Genomic DNA, 16,823 nt, shown 5'->3' on the forward strand with positions numbered 1-16,823 from the left:
ACCAACAGGACCAACGGGATTACAAGGGCCAACAGGACCGACAGGTATTTGTGAATGTGATGTTCTGGAATGTACTTGTACAGAACAAATTAGAAATGTTCTTTTACAAATAGCAGGGGCTACAGGAACAGTCAACGTTAATATAAATACTGAAAATGGCGGAAATGTAACTGGGCAGCTAACGAATGTATCGCAAGTTGGTGAAGGCATTGTCGTATTAGATGATGGAACTATTATTAGTATTTGTAAGATTGCATGGATTCGGACACCAAATACTAATTTCGAAACATTAGGGATCACTCCACTGATATTACCGGAACCTGGAGATGTTAGTTGTGAAGATGACTGTGAAGAGGAGATTAGAAACGCCTTAATAGTTGGCACTACCTATAATATTTCAGCAGGTGGTAATGCGACAGGAAATAGACGAATCAATTCTAAAGCAGTAGGAATAGTATTCGTGGGCCAACAAACAGGGCAAAATATTACAACAGATACTGCAATTTCAACGTGCGACATTGAATTTGCTGACCCGCAGTAACCTTGAAGATTGGTTTTAGGATCTATGGCTATAAAGCCTTTCAAATACTCCTTAGTGGGTATCTGAGGGGCTTTTTTTATGCATTTTTGTAATATGAATGCTCTATTTATAAAATTGCACTAATAAATTTTCATTCCATATTATAGAAGGAACGAATTTGGAAATTAATGAATTGCGGGTGGAAAGATGATACAAAAGCTGAGGACAAATGAATTTGATAAGCGATTGGCACGTCTTCCAGCAGCGAAGACACAACTTTTAACACAGTCACCAAAAAACTTTGAGCGAGTGCATATTGTCTATGCAATGACCCATGTCGGAGTTTCTGGAGGAGTAAAAGTCATACTCGAACACGCAAATAAACTGACCAAAGCAGGAGCTAAAGTAACGTTGGTCTCTCATTATCCAAAGCCATCCTGGTTTCCAATTGAGTCAGAATATGTTCAAGTTCCTTTTGGTCTTGAGCTGGCGAAAGGGATTCCGATTTGTGACGTGATCGTTGCTACTTATTGGGACCATATTCAGGCTTGTATCGAAACAGGCATCGCACCTGTTGTTTATTTTGAGCAGGGTGATTTTCATTTGTTTGACTATGACTCAATGAACCGTTCGCTTAAGGGTTTCATTCAGAAACAAATGGAGATTCCTCCTTTTATTTTTACTGTATCCAATCAGGCATCGAAGCAGATCACCAAGATATATGGCAGGGACGCCAGAGTTTTTCCTAATGCGGTAGATGAAGGTGTTTTTACAATAAAAGGAGATAAAGAAATTGGAGAAAAGCCTTACTTGCTGATGGTGGGAGCTGAATCAGCAAAGTTCAAAGGTATTTCCGATATCATTTCAGCTTATGAAAAAATCAAAAAAGACTTTGATATGGATTTGTATTGGATTACCCCAGAGCAGCCTTCTATAGCAATGAAAGAGAAGGTGGCAAAGGTATTCGTTAGTCCATCCCAGCAAAAGATCAGCAGCCTTTATCGGGGAGCATCATTATTTATTTGCGGATCAACCTACGAAAGCTTTTCGCTTCCGACATTAGAGGCTATGGCATGCGGCTGCCCGGTTGTTACCACAAATAACACCGGAGTACTCGAATATGCAGTGGACCAGGAGAATGCATTCATATGCCAAATGAAAAATCCTGATGATATGGCAGAGAAGATAACCTGTGTATTATCAAGTGAGGATCTTCAGAACAAATTAAGGAACAAAGGTCTGATGACAGCCCAGAAATATAATTGGGAATCAAGTATAAAGGAATTGTTGCTTTTTTATAAAGAAGTGTCTTCGTATAAGGTTCAGGGCCAAAATGAGCTTAGTGACTGGGATTTAACTGTAAAAGCTGAGCAGTTTCTTGAAGAGGGAGATTTCGAGAAACTGACAAGATACCTGCAAGTTACCGAGGCAGACATTGTTAAAGCACCTGTGGTTTACACTGTTGAAAAAGCGCCTCCAATAGCCAGATGGGAAGTGATTGCCCATCGAAAAAATCACGATGAAGGAAAAACGGAGCAATGCTTCTGTCCTTTGCAGCCCTTTAATAGACTCCAGCTTTTTAGTCTGCCAGGATACAGCACATTTCTATTAAAGGACTACGAAAAAGCATTAGCTGAATTTCAGTATTTTTATGAGCATCAAGAAAATCAAAATGAGAAAGCACTGTCAGGCCGCTGGATTATTCTCACCCTATTAAGGCTGCAAAGGAAACAGCAGGCGAAGAAACAAGTAAAGGAGTTTATTAAACAATTCCCTCATAACACTGATTTTTATCTGCTGAATGCACTCATTCATGATGATGCGAAGGTTAAATCCAATTCTATAGAAACAGTTAAGCTGCTAGGGGATGCTGCGTCCTGCCCTGAATTTTTCTTTGAAGTGCAGGTTCATTTCGATCATTCCTGAAATTGCGGTTTAAACAGAATCGGAAAAACCGTTATAAAAGTAAACAAACACTTCTTCTCTATAAATGAATATACCTAAAAAGAACTTATTAAAATAAGGGCTCTTTTTTTGGAGACATATAATCTTTTAGCTAAAGGAGTTTTTCGATTGAGCTATTCATTTTCCCAGGAGCAATGGGATTATTTAATCAGACTTGGATATCCGGGTCCATGGGATAAGGCTTCAATGGCTTCAGAGGCTATTTATAGAGGCGGAGAGGCTATTGTTAAAGGGAAGTTATTGAAAAACCAATATCTGCCCTTTAATCTTGAAGACATCATCGAGGAAGGCATCAAGAGTCTTTCAAAGGAGCTGATTCATTTACTTACAGCTAGTGAAGTAGAAAAGCAGCTGAATCAGGCATTGTCTGAAAAGAAAGGGTTCAGTGTGATCCGGCTCGGTGATGGCGAAATTCTCGCATTAGCACATGACATTTTGGTTTCTTCAGAAGAAATAAATGCGAACAGACGTCTAAAGGGAATGGGCGGGTTTAGAGTCCCGAATCATGAAAAAAGAGAGTTATTGGCTAAGAACCTGCTAGAGGCAGATGTTGTCGGTTTGCCAGAAGCGAGATATCCGGTCTATCAGAGAATGTTCAATCAAGTAGCAGTAAAATATGCTCTTCCCTTGAAAACAATGAAACTATCTACTTCGCTGATCAACTATCAGATCAATCAAGAAACAACTTTTTTCCATAACGTTTTAGAGAATAACAGAGTATTGCTGGTTGGCAACCGCTCAGTAGATGGAAAGGAATTCTTCAACAAAAAGGGTTATAACTCCATTGTGGGCACGATCATGGTTCCTGGATTTGATTCTGTCGAAAAAGTGATGGAGGAAGTGGATGGATATGAGTATGACGTTGCCTTCGTTTCTGCTGGAGTAGCGGCTAACATCCTTTGTGTAGAAATGGCGAAGAGGGATAAGGTGGCCATTGATTTTGGCCATTTGCTCGACTGGTATCTCTCAGGCCGAAGGGTGATCAGGACTAAATAAAGGTTTCTTTATATGAATGAAGTTTTAGCTAACACGTACTATGAGGTGTTTTTATGATTAGTGTCATATTACCAGTTTACAACGGGGGGAAATTCCTTAAAGCAACCATTAGCAGTCTATTAAACCAAACGGAAAAAGAGCTGGAACTGGTTATTGTTAACGATGGTTCTACTGACAACAGCGAAGAGGTAATCCTTAGCTTCAATGATAAGCGGATCAAGTATTTTAAACAAGAAAATAAGGGAGTGGCAGAAGCCTTCAACAAGGGTTTATCAGAGGCTGAAGGAGATTTCATTACCTTTCATGGAGCGGATGACATATCCTTGCCGCACCGGTTTGAATCGTCCCTGAGAGTTCTTAATATCAGTGATATGGGATTTGTGCATGCTGATATGCTCCTGATTACTGAAAATGGATCGCCTTTTGGCTACTGGCAGTCTGCCAACATTTTACCGGAAAATCTGTATTCATTCTTCCTAAATGTCGGAACCCCATTCAACAATCCAACAATGGTTTTTAAAAGGGAAGCATTAAAAAATGAGATCATGTATGACCCTACAATAAAGGTGGGATCAGATACGGATTTCATTTTAAAGGCATTAAAGAGTGACAGTCTGTCCTATCATATCCCTGAGCCTCTGTATTTATATCGAAGGCATCAGACCAATGTGACCAATCAGAAAAACTATGATGTGTTATCACGTCATGTAAAATTGAACATCACTGACGAGGACCTGAGGAACATTCCGGAAGCAAATTGGAGTCCAGACGGGTCTGGTCACAATCTATTCGCTGCAAAACTAATTGCAGGGATTGGTCTGTCAAGAAGGTGGATGATGAATGAAGCTTTCATACTTTTTAACAGGGCAATTCCATTGATTAAAAGTGACAGGGACCGTGTTTTTTATGAGGGAATGAAAGGACTCATCGAAAGAGACTATCAACGGGCGGTTAAACACTTCAGCAAAATAGAAAACCGGAACCATTTAGAGGAAAATTATTTAGGGGAAGCCTTATTGTTCTTGAAGAAATATAATGAGGCCTACTCACACTTTATTAAAGCGTTAGAAATATATCCCATGTATCATTCCCCGGTTCAGAACCTTAAAGCTATTGGCATGATAAAAGGGCTCAATGTCCTCGATAAACAGATGAATAAATATAAATAGGCCCCCGATAAAGTAGGGGGTTCTTCTATATTCAAAGCTAGTATTTATTCGAAATGCAACATCAATGCTAAAAAAGCTAGATTTGAAATAGTTCTTCTGAAATTTCCGGCAATCAAAGGAGTTGTATGGATTGAAAGATAAGCTCAAAATCTTATTGCTGATAAAGCCATTTTGGACCAAATTCCCGAAGCATAAGCCGAAATATGAAACCATTACGGCTTTAGAAAACTTTGCAGAGGTCAGATATTGGCACAGGGACGGAAACATCAAGGATATATTAAAGAAAATCGATTTCAAACCCGATTTCATTCTTCAATATGATGTTGCATGGGGGTATGCCTTTTCTCCGATTGTCAGCGGTCTTAATCAGATTGATATTCCTAAAGGTTGTGTTGTTATTGATATTCATTACTTTCCATATGTAAGAAGGCAATATTTTAAGGATGCGAATATCGATATGATTTTTTCACTCACCAAGTCCCCATTTTTGAAAACATTTCCTGAATGCCAGGATAAATTCAGATGGTGGCCATTTTCTATTAATCCTGAGATTTTCAAAGATTGGCAGTTAGAAAAAGACATAGATTACTTATTGATGGGTCAAGTATATGATCCTGATGGGACGAATAACACGAATACCCCAAAAGGGAGATATCCCTTCAGGGAGGAAGTTTTAAAGAAAATGAAGGATGTTGATGGATTTGTCTATCATTCTCATCCTGGGCACGATGCCCCTCCAACTGCCATATTAAATGAAAAATATGCCCAGGAATTAAACAGGTCCAAGATATTTTTCACTTGCGGGGGTGTCTATAAATATCCAGTTTTAAAATATTTCGAAGCTCTAGCGTGCAGGACACTGCTGCTTGCAGAACCAGTCCAAGACATTACCGAACTTGGTTTTGTGGATGGCGAGCATTTCGTTGCGTGTGAACAATCCAATTTCTATGAGAAGGCTGTCTATTTTTTGAAAAATGAGAGCGAGAGGCAGCTTATTACGGATCGCGGCTATGAATTTATTCATGACTTTCATACGAATGAGGCAAGGGCTCAGCAGTTAGTTCATTATATCGAGGAGTTTTTAGAGGGGCAAAAGAGGTAATTCTTCCTATTGTGAGGCGGGGATCAACAGACAAATTTTACACAGCTATGTGTTTAATAGAGTCAATATAAAAGGGTGTCCTAAGATACTTTTGGGACACCCTGCTTATTTATCCATTAATCCTTCAAATTCTTTATATCCTTCAAAACCTTTTCCAGATAAGCAATTACGTCATCCTTCAGGTCCTCGCGCTGAAGGGCAAAGTCGATCGTTGTCTGGACAAAGCCCAGTTTTTCACCAACGTCATATCGCTTGCCCTCGAATTCGTAAGCGAACACCCTCTGGATTTGATTCAATTGCTGTATTGCGTCTGTTAACTGGACCTCGCCGCCTGCACCAATTTTCTGCTGTTCCAGGAATCTGAAAATTTCAGGGTTTAAGATGTATCGGCCGATGATCGCCAGGTTTGAAGGTGCAGTCCCCAAAGGAGGCTTCTCGACAAAATGATTGACTTGATATCTTCTCCCGTCTTGACCTGCAGGATCAATGATGCCATAGCGATGGGTCTCGTCATCCGGCACTTTTTTCACGCCGATAATGCTTGAGTGCGTTTCTTCATACTGCGTGATCAGCTGCTTTAGACAAGGCGGATCGCTTTGAACGATATCATCTCCGAGCAGAACAGCGAACGGTTCATCGCCAATGAAATTTCTTGCGCACCAAACGGCATGTCCTAATCCCTTTGGTTCCTTCTGGCGGATATAATGAATGTCCGCTAACTTAGAGGGATGCTGAACCCGTTCCAACAAATCCATTTTTTCTTTTTCGAAAAGGTGCCGCTCCAGTTCATGTGCTACATCAAAATGGTCTTCAATGGCTCTTTTTCCTTTGCCAGTTACAATGATGATGTCCTCAATTCCTGACGCAACGGCTTCTTCCACAATATATTCAATAGTAGGCTTATCGACAATCGGAAGCATTTCCTTTGGCATCGCTTTAGTCGCCGGAAGAAATCTAGTGCCTAATCCTGCAGCGGGAATGATGGCTTTGCGTACTTTTTTCAATAGCCTTTCCTCCAAATAAATTGGTTTGTACATTATACAGATGAACGACCTTATATGTGATTCTGTGCGAGAAAATTGGATGATTTCTCAATTGAGCTAAGGGAGCAGCAAATTCATTGCATTTTTGAGAATAGAAAAAGAAGGGAGGGATTTACGTTAGCTGACAATTTCCTTCAAAGCCTTGCATATTTCCTTGATCTGTTTCTTTGTTAGCTCTGCGAACATTGGGAGTGACAATAGGTCGCTGGCATATTCTTCGCTGATTGGGAATGTACCTGCTGGAATTTCAAGTCCTTTATAGGCTTCGGTGAGGTGGATAGGTGTGGGATAATGGATGCCTGTTTGAATGCCACGCTCGAGCAATTGCTTTTGCACGGTATCACGATCCTTAACGCGAACAACGAATAGATGGTATACGTGTCTCACATCTTCTTTTTCAGTTGGGAGAATCATATTTGTATCTTTCAGCAGTTCTCTGTAAAAAGAGGCATTTTTCCTTCTAGCTTCTGTCCATTGCTCGATATAGTTCATCTTCACATTTAGAATGGCTGCTTGAATTCCATCTAATCTGCTGTTATAACCGGCAATTTCGTGAGAGTACTTCACTTTGCTGCCATGCTGGCTAAGCAGGCGTACCTGGTCTGCGAGTTTTTGGTCATTCGTCACAACTGCACCGCCATCTCCATATGCACCCAGATTCTTGCCCGGATAAAAGCTGAAGCATGCCGCATCCCCGATCGAGCCGATCCTGCGACCTTTATACTCAGCGCCGTGTGCTTGAGCAGCATCTTCGATCACTTTGATGCCGTGTTGAGCTGCGATTTCCAAAATTGGATCCATATCAGCAGGCTGTCCATATAAATGAACAGCAATGATTGCTTTTGTATTTTCTGAAATTCTAGCTGAAATTTCTCCGGTATTGATTGTATAGGTATCTTTGTCATGATCGACGAATACTGGCTGCGCCCCAACTGCGGAAATTGCTTCTGCGGTGGCAATGAACGTATTCGCAGGGACAATCACTTCATCACCAGGACCAATATCCATTGCCTTTAGGGTAAGCCATAATGCATCAGTCCCATTCCCGACACCAACACAGTAAGAAGTATGGCAGTAATCCGCAAAGTTTTTTTCGAAGGTTTCGACCTCTTTGCCGCCAACGAAGGAACAATTTTCAAAGATCTGTTCTACTGCTTCCTTTACTTCCCCTTTGATGCTTTTATATTGAGCCTTCAAATCTAAAAATGGTATCGTCATTCTCTATTTCCCCTTAATAATAAATCACTTTCCTCAAGTACTTTTACAACGTTCAAACCTTTATTTCCGCAGCTCAGTGGCTCCTTTTTATTCAATACACAATCAGCGAAATGAGAAAGCTCAACATGTAAGGCTTCTTTTAAAACAAGTTCGGGTGTATATTGTTTTTCATTCACGTAATGATAGGAAACAGCTCCATGATCATCCTGTGAGCAATCAACATGCTTTAAAAAAACCTTAATTTTTTTCTCGGGTTCCATGTCGTCATAAATCATCATCCCTTTAGTACCGATGACCGCCATTTTCCGGACTTTCTCGGGATATAGCCAGCTATTCATAATGTAGACCTTCTCGCCAGTTGAATAGGTTAGATTGAGATAAGCCGTATCCTCCAGCTCTGGGTTGATATCTCGCTGCCCAAATGCCTCCACCTTTGTTATTTGTCCATTGATTAGATAGTCAACGATGGATAAGTCATGTGGTGCTAAGTCCCATAAAACGTTTATATCCTTTTGATATAAGCCCATATTTAAACGCTGAGAGGAAATATATTGGATCTTTCCGAGTTCTCCTGAATCAAGAATTTCCTTCATTTTGCGTACAGCACTCGTGTAAACGAATGTGTGGCCAACCATAATTGTCAGATTTTTGGATTCAGCGAGTTTACATAGTTCCGCAGAACTCTGAACGGAATTGGTCAAAGGTTTTTCAACAAAAACGTGCTTGCCATTTGCGAGAGCTTCTTTGGCAAAATGATAGTGGGTATTTACTGGCGTGACAATTAGTACGATGTCAATTGAGGGGTCTTGGATAATATCCTGATAGTTAGTGGTGATTTTAATGTGAGGGTATAAAGTTTGCTGTTTTTTTAACTGATCCAGGTTCAAATCAGCGATGTAGATAAGGTCAACTTCTGGCAAAGCATCTAGATTACGGATTATATTAGGTCCCCAGTAGCCGCAGCCAATGACTCCTGCTCGTAACATTCATCAGTCCTCCTAATAGAAATTTCATTTGGCAAAAAAAGACGTGATTCATTCCTCGATGTAGCGGATTACCTTTGCGGGGTTTCCAGCAACGATTGAATTTTTAGGAACATTCTGTGTAACGACACTGCCAGCCCCAACCAAGGAACCTTTTCCAATCGTGATACCAGGCAGGATGGTGCTTCCTGATCCAATTGAAGCCCGTTCTTCGACAAATGTTTCTATTAAGTTCCATTCGGCTTCGGTTTGCAGCGTGCCATCTGGATTGACAGCCCGCGGAAACAAATCGTTCGTAAACATCACACCATGTCCGATAAAAACGCCGTCGGATATATGCACTCCTTCACAAAGAAATGAGTGACTGGATATTTTGCAGTTTCTCCCGATTTTTACACCTTTTTGAATTTCAACAAATGCTCCTATTTTCGTGCCATCTCCAATTTCGCATCCATAGGCATTGACAAAGTCATATACCTTGACGTTTTCGCCCAGTTTTACGTTTGTTAAGTTACTTTTACTTTCCATCATACACACCCAAATCTCTCATTTTGTAAGGAAGCCGGGAGTAAAAAACGATAATTGGCTTACAATAAGTCTCTTTATGGTATATGTTTTTGAAAAAAGAAGTGCATGGGGAAACAGCCTACAAATAAAAAAATCCGCTGGAATAATAACCAGGCGGATTTGTCATGGTGTGCTGTGTTCAGCTAAATATTCCTCCACATGCTTTACGAATTGCTGTGCCCTCACATCGTTTGTATGATGGGAATGGATAAACTGGTAACCGTTATCGGTAATTCTTGTTCGTTCAGCCTCATTTTCCAGATAGTACATTGCTTTCTCATGAAAATTGGATTCATTACAAGCGATAAAATTCTCGCCATCGATGAATCCCAGTTCCAAAAGGTCTGGAACAGGCTTAGCAAGGAGCAAGGATCTGCATGCCGGACCCTCAAAGTATTTCAATACGGGATAATGATACTTTGATCCACACGTAAAGAACATCTTTGCTCTATTAAGTTCTTTCGCGTATTTCACATTAAGAAAGGCATTTTTTGCAGATTGTTTTGCATGATGGCCCGGATGCTGATGGAATAAGAATCCCTCTTCCTTTCTCATTTTCACTAAAACTTCTTCTCTAAATGGATACTTTCCCGCAGGGGTCTGCGTCTTATTCGCGCTCTTGCGTTCCCTGTCAAAAACCTGTCCCATCAGCAGGAAATTGATATCTTTCTCGATATTCCAATCTTTAAAAACCTCTGGATTGATGGCAAACGGGAACCAGCGGAACTTATCCTTATATTGTGGAAAGGTTTTTAAAAACGGGGACTTCGTTACAGAAAAGATTAAATCGATTTTATTATTATTGATGTACTTTCTCCTTTGGGCAGGACTGTAATGGATATCAATTACGATACAGCCTTTTGGGATCTTAATGGTACCCAAACCTTTTATCATAGGTGACAGGCTGCTGCTCCATGCGTTGTCATAATGAAGGATGAAATCTGGTGTGAATTTCATTCTATCTAAGATTGAATTAATTTCACCGTTTTTATGCCAATACCGAACTTCCGCAAATTTTTCGATTGCTTTGATCGTATCAAACTTAGGCTCATGCTTTGGCAATGACTTGTTGAATGATTTGATCAGAATTAAAATCTTTAGCTTTTTTTCCAAGAAATCACCTCAAATCTTACTGATGAAACTACTATCCTTCCATCATATTCAGTCAATGAAAATACTGCTTAGATTAATAGCCAATATGGAAGCCCCTTTTAATAATTAGCTCTGTTTTCCCGGGTTGCACACGTCTGGCTTACCGAAACTTTAACTGTTGATTTCCGCTTCAGGCGCTTGCTTTCAGCGTAGAAGAATAATGAACATAGCCTTGGAAAATGGTGAATTGATTACAATTCGTAAAAATTATGAAGCTGATTTAGTACTTTTGGGTGCAGAATCAACAAAGTTTATGAGAAGAGCCTTACACAACGGAGACTTATGTACATAAAATAACTGAGGGTGTTTCGGAAAAAACATTTACCTATGTAGGCAATGAAAGGATTGATTGCATGAAGAATGTTACCGTTGTAGGGTTGGGTAAGATTGGATTGCCGCTCGCGGCTATTTTTGCGAATTGCGGGCATTTCCATGTGTTTGGGGCAGATATCAATAAGAATGTAGTGGATAAAGTGAATCAGGGCATCTCTCATGTGGATAATGAGCCAGGTTTGAATGAACTGGTTGCGAAGGCCTATCAGTCTAAAACTTTGGAAGCTACTGTGAACACTGCAGAAGCGGTAAGTAAATCCGAGATCGTGGTCGTTATTGTACCTGTTTTAACAAAAGGAAACGGTAAAATAAACTATCAATATATTGATTCTGCGGTAGAGGAAATAGGCAAGGGTATAAAAAAAGGAACCCTGGTAAGCTTTGAAACAACTTTACCAGCTGGCGACACGAGGAACAGGTTTGGACGGGCAATTGAAAGTATTTCAGGCTTAACGATGGGTGTGGATTTCTTTTTATCCTACAGTCCTGAACGAGTGTATTCCAACAGAATTATTAAAGACTTGTCATCCTATCCAAAGGTGGTAAGCGGCTATAACCAACAAAGTCTTGATGTAGCGTCAGATTTCTATAGAAAAGGGTTAAACTGCGATATATTGCAGGTAAGCAGCCTGGAGGCAGCGGAATTCACGAAGGTTGCCGAGTGTGTTTACAGGGATGTTAATATTGCACTTGCCAATGAACTTGCCATCTATGCAAACAAGCTGGATGTTAACATCATGGAGGTCATTAAGGCAGCGAACAGCGAACCATACTCCAATATTCATCTGCCGGGTATCGGCGTAGGGGGACACTGTATTCCCGTTTATCCCTATTTCTTTATAAATAACGGCCTGGATGAAGGCCTGACCACCTTATCGAGACAGATAAATGATGATATGGCTAAATATGCAGTTGGATTGGCAGAGGAAAAAATGGGATCATTAAAGGATAAAACCATTTTAATATTAGGATTATCGTTCAGGGGAAATGTGAAAGAACCAACAAAATCATCGACGCTTTTACTTATAGAAGAATTGAAAGATAAAAAGGCAAGGGTGTATGTGGATGACCCTTTATTTGAAGCAGATGAGATTTCTAAATATGGGGTAACGCCTTTCTTCAGCCAGTATAATGAAAAAATAGATGCCATCATTCTTCAGGCCTATCATGATGAATACAAGAGCATTGACTTTTCGGCATTTAAAAATTGCAGCCTTGTTTTAGACGGAAGAAATGTGTTGAATAAAAGCGAGATTGAAAAGTTGGGCATGGAGTATATTGGCATCGGAATTAAATAATGAGAAAGCAAAAGAGGGAACCAGCTGGTGTCCCTCTTATTTTTTGCCTTTATTTTTCATGAAGTCATTAAAAAATTTCTCATTAAACAAAACCTGCTTGTCAGTTGGCCGGTATTTCTTCGCCACATTATTATGCTCAATCGATTTTTCGACATTGCCCAATTCCCAATGGCATACGCATAGCTGTAGCTGGGGATACCAGGTGGAATAGGCCTCGTTCTGGAAGCCAGCTGTATCTTTTTTCATTTGTGAGGCCGTCGTATACCAGAATACGGCTGTCTGATAGTCCTTTTTAGCTTTGAAGCGATCTCCTAGGCGGCAGCATGGTTCTGGACGCGGAGCATCATAGGTCAGGCTTTTTAAAAGTGCTTCCATTTCCTCATCCAGTTCACCGAGCCTTGCATGGCAATCAGCCAAATAAAGGCAAGCCCTTATGTTGTCCTCTACCCATCCTTTTTTGCCTCCAAGGAATTCATGATAGTATATGATCGCTTTTTCATATTGCTTATGGTCACGCAGTTCATTGGCATAATAGTATAAGTCTCTTGGGGAAAAATCCTCGCCTTTTTTGATGCGGTTTTCATAGATTCTTAAATTCCTGTCAGACGTATTGCCGGTGGAGTTTTTCTCATCCTTCTTATGTTCCACCGAAATATCTGAAGAGATGATTTTGCCGCTGACATCAAGATATTCATGAACTGGACCGACCCATTTAAAATTCCTGCTCCGTTTTACCAGGCGATTTCTTCTGTAATGGAAGGAAGAATTCCCAAATTCATCTCTGGCAATGACATAAACCATCGACACAGCATCCACATTTTCATCCAGGGATGCTTTAAGCTTTTGAAACTTTTGCTGGTCTGCAGGCAGGAAAACATCATCCGCATCAAGCCAAAGGATATAGTCCATGGTGGCATTGCTGAAGGCAAAATTGCGGGCCGCGGAAAAATCATCAATCCATTTAAAGTCCAAGACTTTATCTGTAAACTGTTTGGCAATTTCTTTTGTTTTATCCGTTGAGCCTGTATCTACAACCACGATTTCATCACAGATGTTCTGGACACTTTGAAGACAGTTGGCCAAAACTTCCTCTTCATTTTTCACAATCATGCAAAGACTGATGGTAGGCACTGAGATACCTCCTATAAAAGATTTCTCACCATCTTATGTAACAGGACAAAAATGTGAAACTTTCATATGAAAAGGCAGTGGTTCGGTCGTTATTGCTGGATGGTTGTTTGACTATATTTGTTATACCCAGTCCCATCTTTTAGTCATGTGCATAGAATAGTATGGATAACAGACCACCGTGACAGGAAGGGCTCTAAATGATCAGATTGTTTGAATATAACAAAGACCTTATGGATATGCACTCTGATTGTGTCTCCGTTTTTTATCTCCAGGGAGGCAACATCCTAAAAAGCATCGGTTTTGATGGCAAGCACTCGTTTGTCACCAAGTTTTTTTCTGTAATTAATTATTTCTTCTTTTTTGTAGGGGCGTCTGCAAAAAGGGGGAAACTTTTTTATTAAGGGAAGGTTTCATGAAAAAGAATTTAGTACCTGATGCTAATTTTTGTTGCCCATTCATATATAGCGTGTTATTATCAGAATATTATAAAAAGTAAAACGAAAATATAGGACAGGCTTAGGGGGATGAAGGATGAAAAAGAGTTTGGCGGTTTTATTGAGCGGAGCGATGCTGCTACTAGCAGCCTGCGGCGGCGGTGGAAGTGATAAAGCAAGCGGGGAGAAGGAGAAAACAGTTAAGATTGGGATTACACAGATCGTTGAACATCCGTCTCTTGATGCTGCGAGAGAGGGGTTCATTGAGGCCCTTAAGGATGCGGGCTATGAAGATGGCAAGAACCTGAAGCTTGATTACCAGAATGCGCAGGGCGATATGAACAACAATATGTCAATTGCGCAAAAGCTCGTATCGGACAAGAATGATCTTATTTTAGCGATCGCGACGCCAAGTGCCCAAGCGGTTGTCCAGGCGACGAAGGATATTCCAATTTTGTTCACGGCGATTACGGACCCTGTCGGAGCTGAGCTTGTCCAGAGTCTTGATAAGCCGGGAGGCAATGCGACGGGAACATCCGATACGCATCCGGATGCGATAAAGAATACGATTGAAGCGATTAAAAAGTTTATTCCTGATGCAAAAAAGGTGGGCATTATTTATAACAATGGTGAACCAAACTCTGTTGTGAATGTTAAACATGCGAAAGAGGCATTGGAAGCAGCAGGACTTGAAGCTGTGGAAACGACGATCTCCACCAGCTCTGAAGTGAAGCAGGCTGCCGAGTCGATGGTTGGTCGTGTGGATGTGTTGTACATTCCAAAGGACAACACGGTTGTTGCCGCCCTTGAGTCCGTTATCACCGTAGCGAATGACAAAGATATCCCAACATTTGTTGGTGAAGGCGATTCAGTAAAACGCGGAACGTTCGCATCGTATGGCTTCGATTACCATGACCTTGGCTACACAACCGGAAAAATGGCCGTGGAAATCCTTAAAGGCAAAAAGCCTAGCGACATGCCTGTCGGCTTCCCGGAAAACCTTGAGCTGATTGTCAATAAGAAAGCGGCTGAGGAGGAAGGGGTCACCTTAACCGAGGACATGCTGAAGGACGCTAAGATTGTTGGAGAGTAAGGCCTATAACCTGCCGATATTTTTGGCGGGTTATTTTTGTATCAGGATTCAGACATTTGTTTCTACTAATTTCCCAATCTAATTAAACCAAATTCCCCTTCTTTTATTTAGTGCAAATTAATAGCTTAAAAAGATGGCTATCTATTTTAAAGGGGGAATGGTGTTGCGAAGGAGTAGGAGAATCATGTCTTTCATTCTAGTTTTATTGTTGATGGTACCGGCTGCTGCCAGGGCTGGTGATTTGGGCGGGGGTTCCTCGGGTGTACCTGGAACGTGGTATGTGGGAGCTGATCCTAGTTGGATTGATCCCGCAAAGTCACCAATTGTCTTTGTTCATGGTTATAATAACTCAGCTTCTGTTTGGTGGGAAGGCAATGATATGTATGAAACGGCACTCGCGAACGGCTACCAGACTGCGTTCATCGATCTCTACGCTGATCGTGATATGTGGGAGAATGGAGCGCTGCTCGCACAAAAACTGAAGGTGATCTATGACTATTTTGGCCAGAAGAAGCTTGTTGTCGTTGGATACAGTAAGGGTGGAGTTGACGCGCAAACAGCACTTGTCCACTACGGTGCTTATCCATATGTTTCGAATGTCATTACACTTTCATCGCCGCATCATGGCACACAGCTGTCCGACCTTGCCCACAGCAGCACAGCCTGGTGGCTTGCGGCTTTGCTTGGAAACAATAATGACGCAACCCGTTCCCTCCAGACTGGGAATATGAAGTACTTCCGCAGTATCACGGACCCGCATGCCAATGCCAAGCTGAACCTGTACTATACATTGGGCGGGACGAAATGGGGCTCTTTTGGCAGTGCAACTTATTGGGGCGGACTGTATTTGAGCAGCTATGGCGCTAATGATGGAGTTGTCACCATCACTAGCTCCCGTGTTCCTGGTGGCACAATTGTCCGGGAAGGAGCCTGGAACCATACGATGATTCGAGAAGGTTCCTATACTTTTTCAGTTTTCAAATCTTATACTATGGCAACCCAGCCGGCCGTCACTGCCGCTAATACAAGTGTAGAAAGCGTCTCGAGTGGACTTGATATGAACCAGATTGTCAGGGGCGGAAAGGGAGATAAGGGTATCAAAGACAGCTTCGTGATTGAGGACGGAGCGGATGGGTTCAAGCTTGCTTTCCTGAGCGACCAGCGTTTGTCGTCACTCAAACTGAAAGGGCCGGACGGAAAAGAATATAATGTGGCCGGGATTGAGATGGATACTAGTGAATTTTTTAAAGGTGCCTGGGTTCACCTGTTTGAAATCGATCAGCCGGATGCGGGGAAATGGACAGTGTCAGGGCCAGCCGCCGCCTATTTGTATACTGTTAGAATCGAAAGTCCATTAGGAGCAGAGTTATTTAAGGGTCCGAAAAATAAAAGCTTAAAAGCTAACTATCAAACAAACTGGATTCAATATCATATAGACGGCAAGAAAAAGTTGAAGGAAGCAGGGAAAGGATCCAAAGCGGGAATCGTTGCGGATGGAGATTTTACCGAAGCAGGAGTTTACAACCTGACGACGGAAGTGACCGGCATTGATGCAAAAGGAAAACCATTTGAACGGACGATTATTGAATCTATTTATGTAGATGAATTTGGGAATATCCATCGTTAATGAGGAAGGCGGCTGCATCTTTATGTGCAGCCGCCTTTTTTGAGGTTAGTATTTTACTTGTATGCTATGAGAACAATTATGCCCGGAAAAATCTCAATTAGTGGTTGTCGTGAGGGGTACGAGAACAACTCAAAGAGAAAAAAGGCGGGCGAGTTGTTATGAGAGGCGGTACGAGAACAACTCAAAGAGAAA

The 16,823-nt window shown here is 41.3% G+C and carries 14 protein-coding genes; 8 read left to right on the forward strand and 6 right to left on the reverse strand.

What is annotated here, in order from left to right; genetic code table 11:
- The 5 genes from V7654_RS23625 to V7654_RS23645 form a co-directional block, all read left to right on the forward strand.
- Positions 1-541 (forward strand): hypothetical protein (locus V7654_RS23625; RefSeq protein WP_335433339.1); only part of this gene is annotated, 541 nt, incomplete at its 5' end.
- A 186-nt stretch (positions 542-727) separates the two neighbouring features.
- Positions 728-2,446, forward strand: a complete 1,719-nt coding sequence (locus tag V7654_RS23630; protein ID WP_335433341.1) for a glycosyltransferase family 4 protein — start codon at positions 728-730, stop codon at positions 2,444-2,446.
- A 147-nt stretch (positions 2,447-2,593) separates the two neighbouring features.
- Entirely contained in the window at positions 2,594-3,481 is an 888-nt protein-coding gene (locus V7654_RS23635) for a GT-D fold domain-containing protein (protein ID WP_335433343.1), read from the forward strand.
- Between the two features lie 53 nt (positions 3,482-3,534).
- Complete coding sequence (locus tag V7654_RS23640) at positions 3,535-4,650, forward strand: glycosyltransferase (RefSeq protein ID WP_335433345.1); 1,116 nt, start codon at positions 3,535-3,537, stop codon at positions 4,648-4,650.
- A 130-nt stretch (positions 4,651-4,780) separates the two neighbouring features.
- Complete coding sequence (locus tag V7654_RS23645) at positions 4,781-5,752, forward strand: glycosyltransferase family protein (protein WP_335433347.1); 972 nt, start codon at positions 4,781-4,783, stop codon at positions 5,750-5,752.
- A gap of 116 nt (positions 5,753-5,868) precedes the next feature.
- Here V7654_RS23645 and galU read toward each other — a convergent pair whose 3' ends face one another.
- The 5 genes from galU to V7654_RS23670 form a co-directional block, all read right to left on the reverse strand.
- On the reverse strand, positions 5,869-6,756 hold the full coding sequence (galU, locus tag V7654_RS23650; protein ID WP_335433348.1) for a UTP--glucose-1-phosphate uridylyltransferase GalU: 888 nt from the start codon (positions 6,754-6,756) through the stop codon (positions 5,869-5,871).
- Positions 6,757-6,912: 156 nt separating this feature from the next.
- On the reverse strand, positions 6,913-8,013 hold the full coding sequence (locus V7654_RS23655) for a DegT/DnrJ/EryC1/StrS family aminotransferase (RefSeq protein ID WP_335433350.1): 1,101 nt from the start codon (positions 8,011-8,013) through the stop codon (positions 6,913-6,915).
- On the reverse strand, positions 8,010-8,999 hold the full coding sequence (locus V7654_RS23660) for a Gfo/Idh/MocA family protein (protein WP_335433351.1): 990 nt from the start codon (positions 8,997-8,999) through the stop codon (positions 8,010-8,012). The genes V7654_RS23655 and V7654_RS23660 overlap by 4 nt, the downstream gene beginning before the upstream one ends.
- A gap of 48 nt (positions 9,000-9,047) precedes the next feature.
- Positions 9,048-9,524: an acyltransferase gene (locus V7654_RS23665; protein WP_335433352.1), complete on the reverse strand. Its 477-nt coding sequence runs from the start codon at positions 9,522-9,524 to the stop codon at positions 9,048-9,050.
- A 162-nt stretch (positions 9,525-9,686) separates the two neighbouring features.
- Positions 9,687-10,676, reverse strand: a complete 990-nt coding sequence (locus V7654_RS23670) for a glycosyltransferase (RefSeq protein WP_335433353.1) — start codon at positions 10,674-10,676, stop codon at positions 9,687-9,689.
- Between the two features lie 392 nt (positions 10,677-11,068).
- Here V7654_RS23670 and V7654_RS23675 point away from each other — a divergent pair, with 392 nt between their 5' ends.
- Entirely contained in the window at positions 11,069-12,346 is a 1,278-nt protein-coding gene (locus tag V7654_RS23675) for a nucleotide sugar dehydrogenase (protein ID WP_335433354.1), read from the forward strand.
- 36 nt (positions 12,347-12,382) lie between these two features.
- Here the strand turns inward: V7654_RS23675 and V7654_RS23680 are convergent, their stop codons facing one another.
- A complete protein-coding gene (locus V7654_RS23680; protein WP_438825345.1) occupies positions 12,383-13,456 on the reverse strand; it encodes a tetratricopeptide repeat-containing glycosyltransferase family 2 protein in 1,074 nt (357 codons plus the stop codon).
- 552 nt (positions 13,457-14,008) lie between these two features.
- On the opposite strand from V7654_RS23680, the gene V7654_RS23685 reads away from it, so the two are divergent.
- Both V7654_RS23685 and V7654_RS23690 read left to right on the forward strand, forming a co-directional pair.
- A complete protein-coding gene (locus V7654_RS23685; protein ID WP_335433356.1) occupies positions 14,009-15,004 on the forward strand; it encodes an ABC transporter substrate-binding protein in 996 nt (331 codons plus the stop codon).
- A 184-nt stretch (positions 15,005-15,188) separates the two neighbouring features.
- Positions 15,189-16,631 carry an esterase/lipase family protein gene (locus V7654_RS23690; protein ID WP_335433358.1) on the forward strand — a complete coding sequence of 481 codons (1,443 nt, stop codon included), beginning with the start codon at positions 15,189-15,191 and terminating at the stop codon, positions 16,629-16,631.
- The last annotated feature ends 192 nt before the right edge of the window (positions 16,632-16,823 follow it).

Origin of the sequence: Bacillus sp. JJ1609 (assembly GCF_036967045.1) — a bacterium.
In the GTDB taxonomy this organism is placed as follows: domain Bacteria; phylum Bacillota; class Bacilli; order Bacillales; family Cytobacillaceae; genus Mesobacillus.

Coding starts and splice junctions, on each gene's coding strand:
- V7654_RS23630 (WP_335433341.1), top strand. CDS start 728: ATGATACAAAAGCTGAGGACAAATGAATTTGATAAGCGATTGGCACGT.
- V7654_RS23640 (WP_335433345.1), top strand. CDS start 3,535: ATGATTAGTGTCATATTACCAGTTTACAACGGGGGGAAATTCCTTAAA.
- V7654_RS23655 (WP_335433350.1), bottom strand. CDS start 8,013: ATGACGATACCATTTTTAGATTTGAAGGCTCAATATAAAAGCATCAAA.
- V7654_RS23660 (WP_335433351.1), bottom strand. CDS start 8,999: ATGTTACGAGCAGGAGTCATTGGCTGCGGCTACTGGGGACCTAATATA.
- V7654_RS23665 (WP_335433352.1), bottom strand. CDS start 9,524: ATGGAAAGTAAAAGTAACTTAACAAACGTAAAACTGGGCGAAAACGTC.
- V7654_RS23675 (WP_335433354.1), top strand. CDS start 11,069: ATGAAGAATGTTACCGTTGTAGGGTTGGGTAAGATTGGATTGCCGCTC.
- V7654_RS23680 (WP_438825345.1), bottom strand. CDS start 13,456: ATGATTGTGAAAAATGAAGAGGAAGTTTTGGCCAACTGTCTTCAAAGT.
- V7654_RS23685 (WP_335433356.1), top strand. CDS start 14,009: ATGAAAAAGAGTTTGGCGGTTTTATTGAGCGGAGCGATGCTGCTACTA.
- V7654_RS23690 (WP_335433358.1), top strand. CDS start 15,189: ATGTCTTTCATTCTAGTTTTATTGTTGATGGTACCGGCTGCTGCCAGG.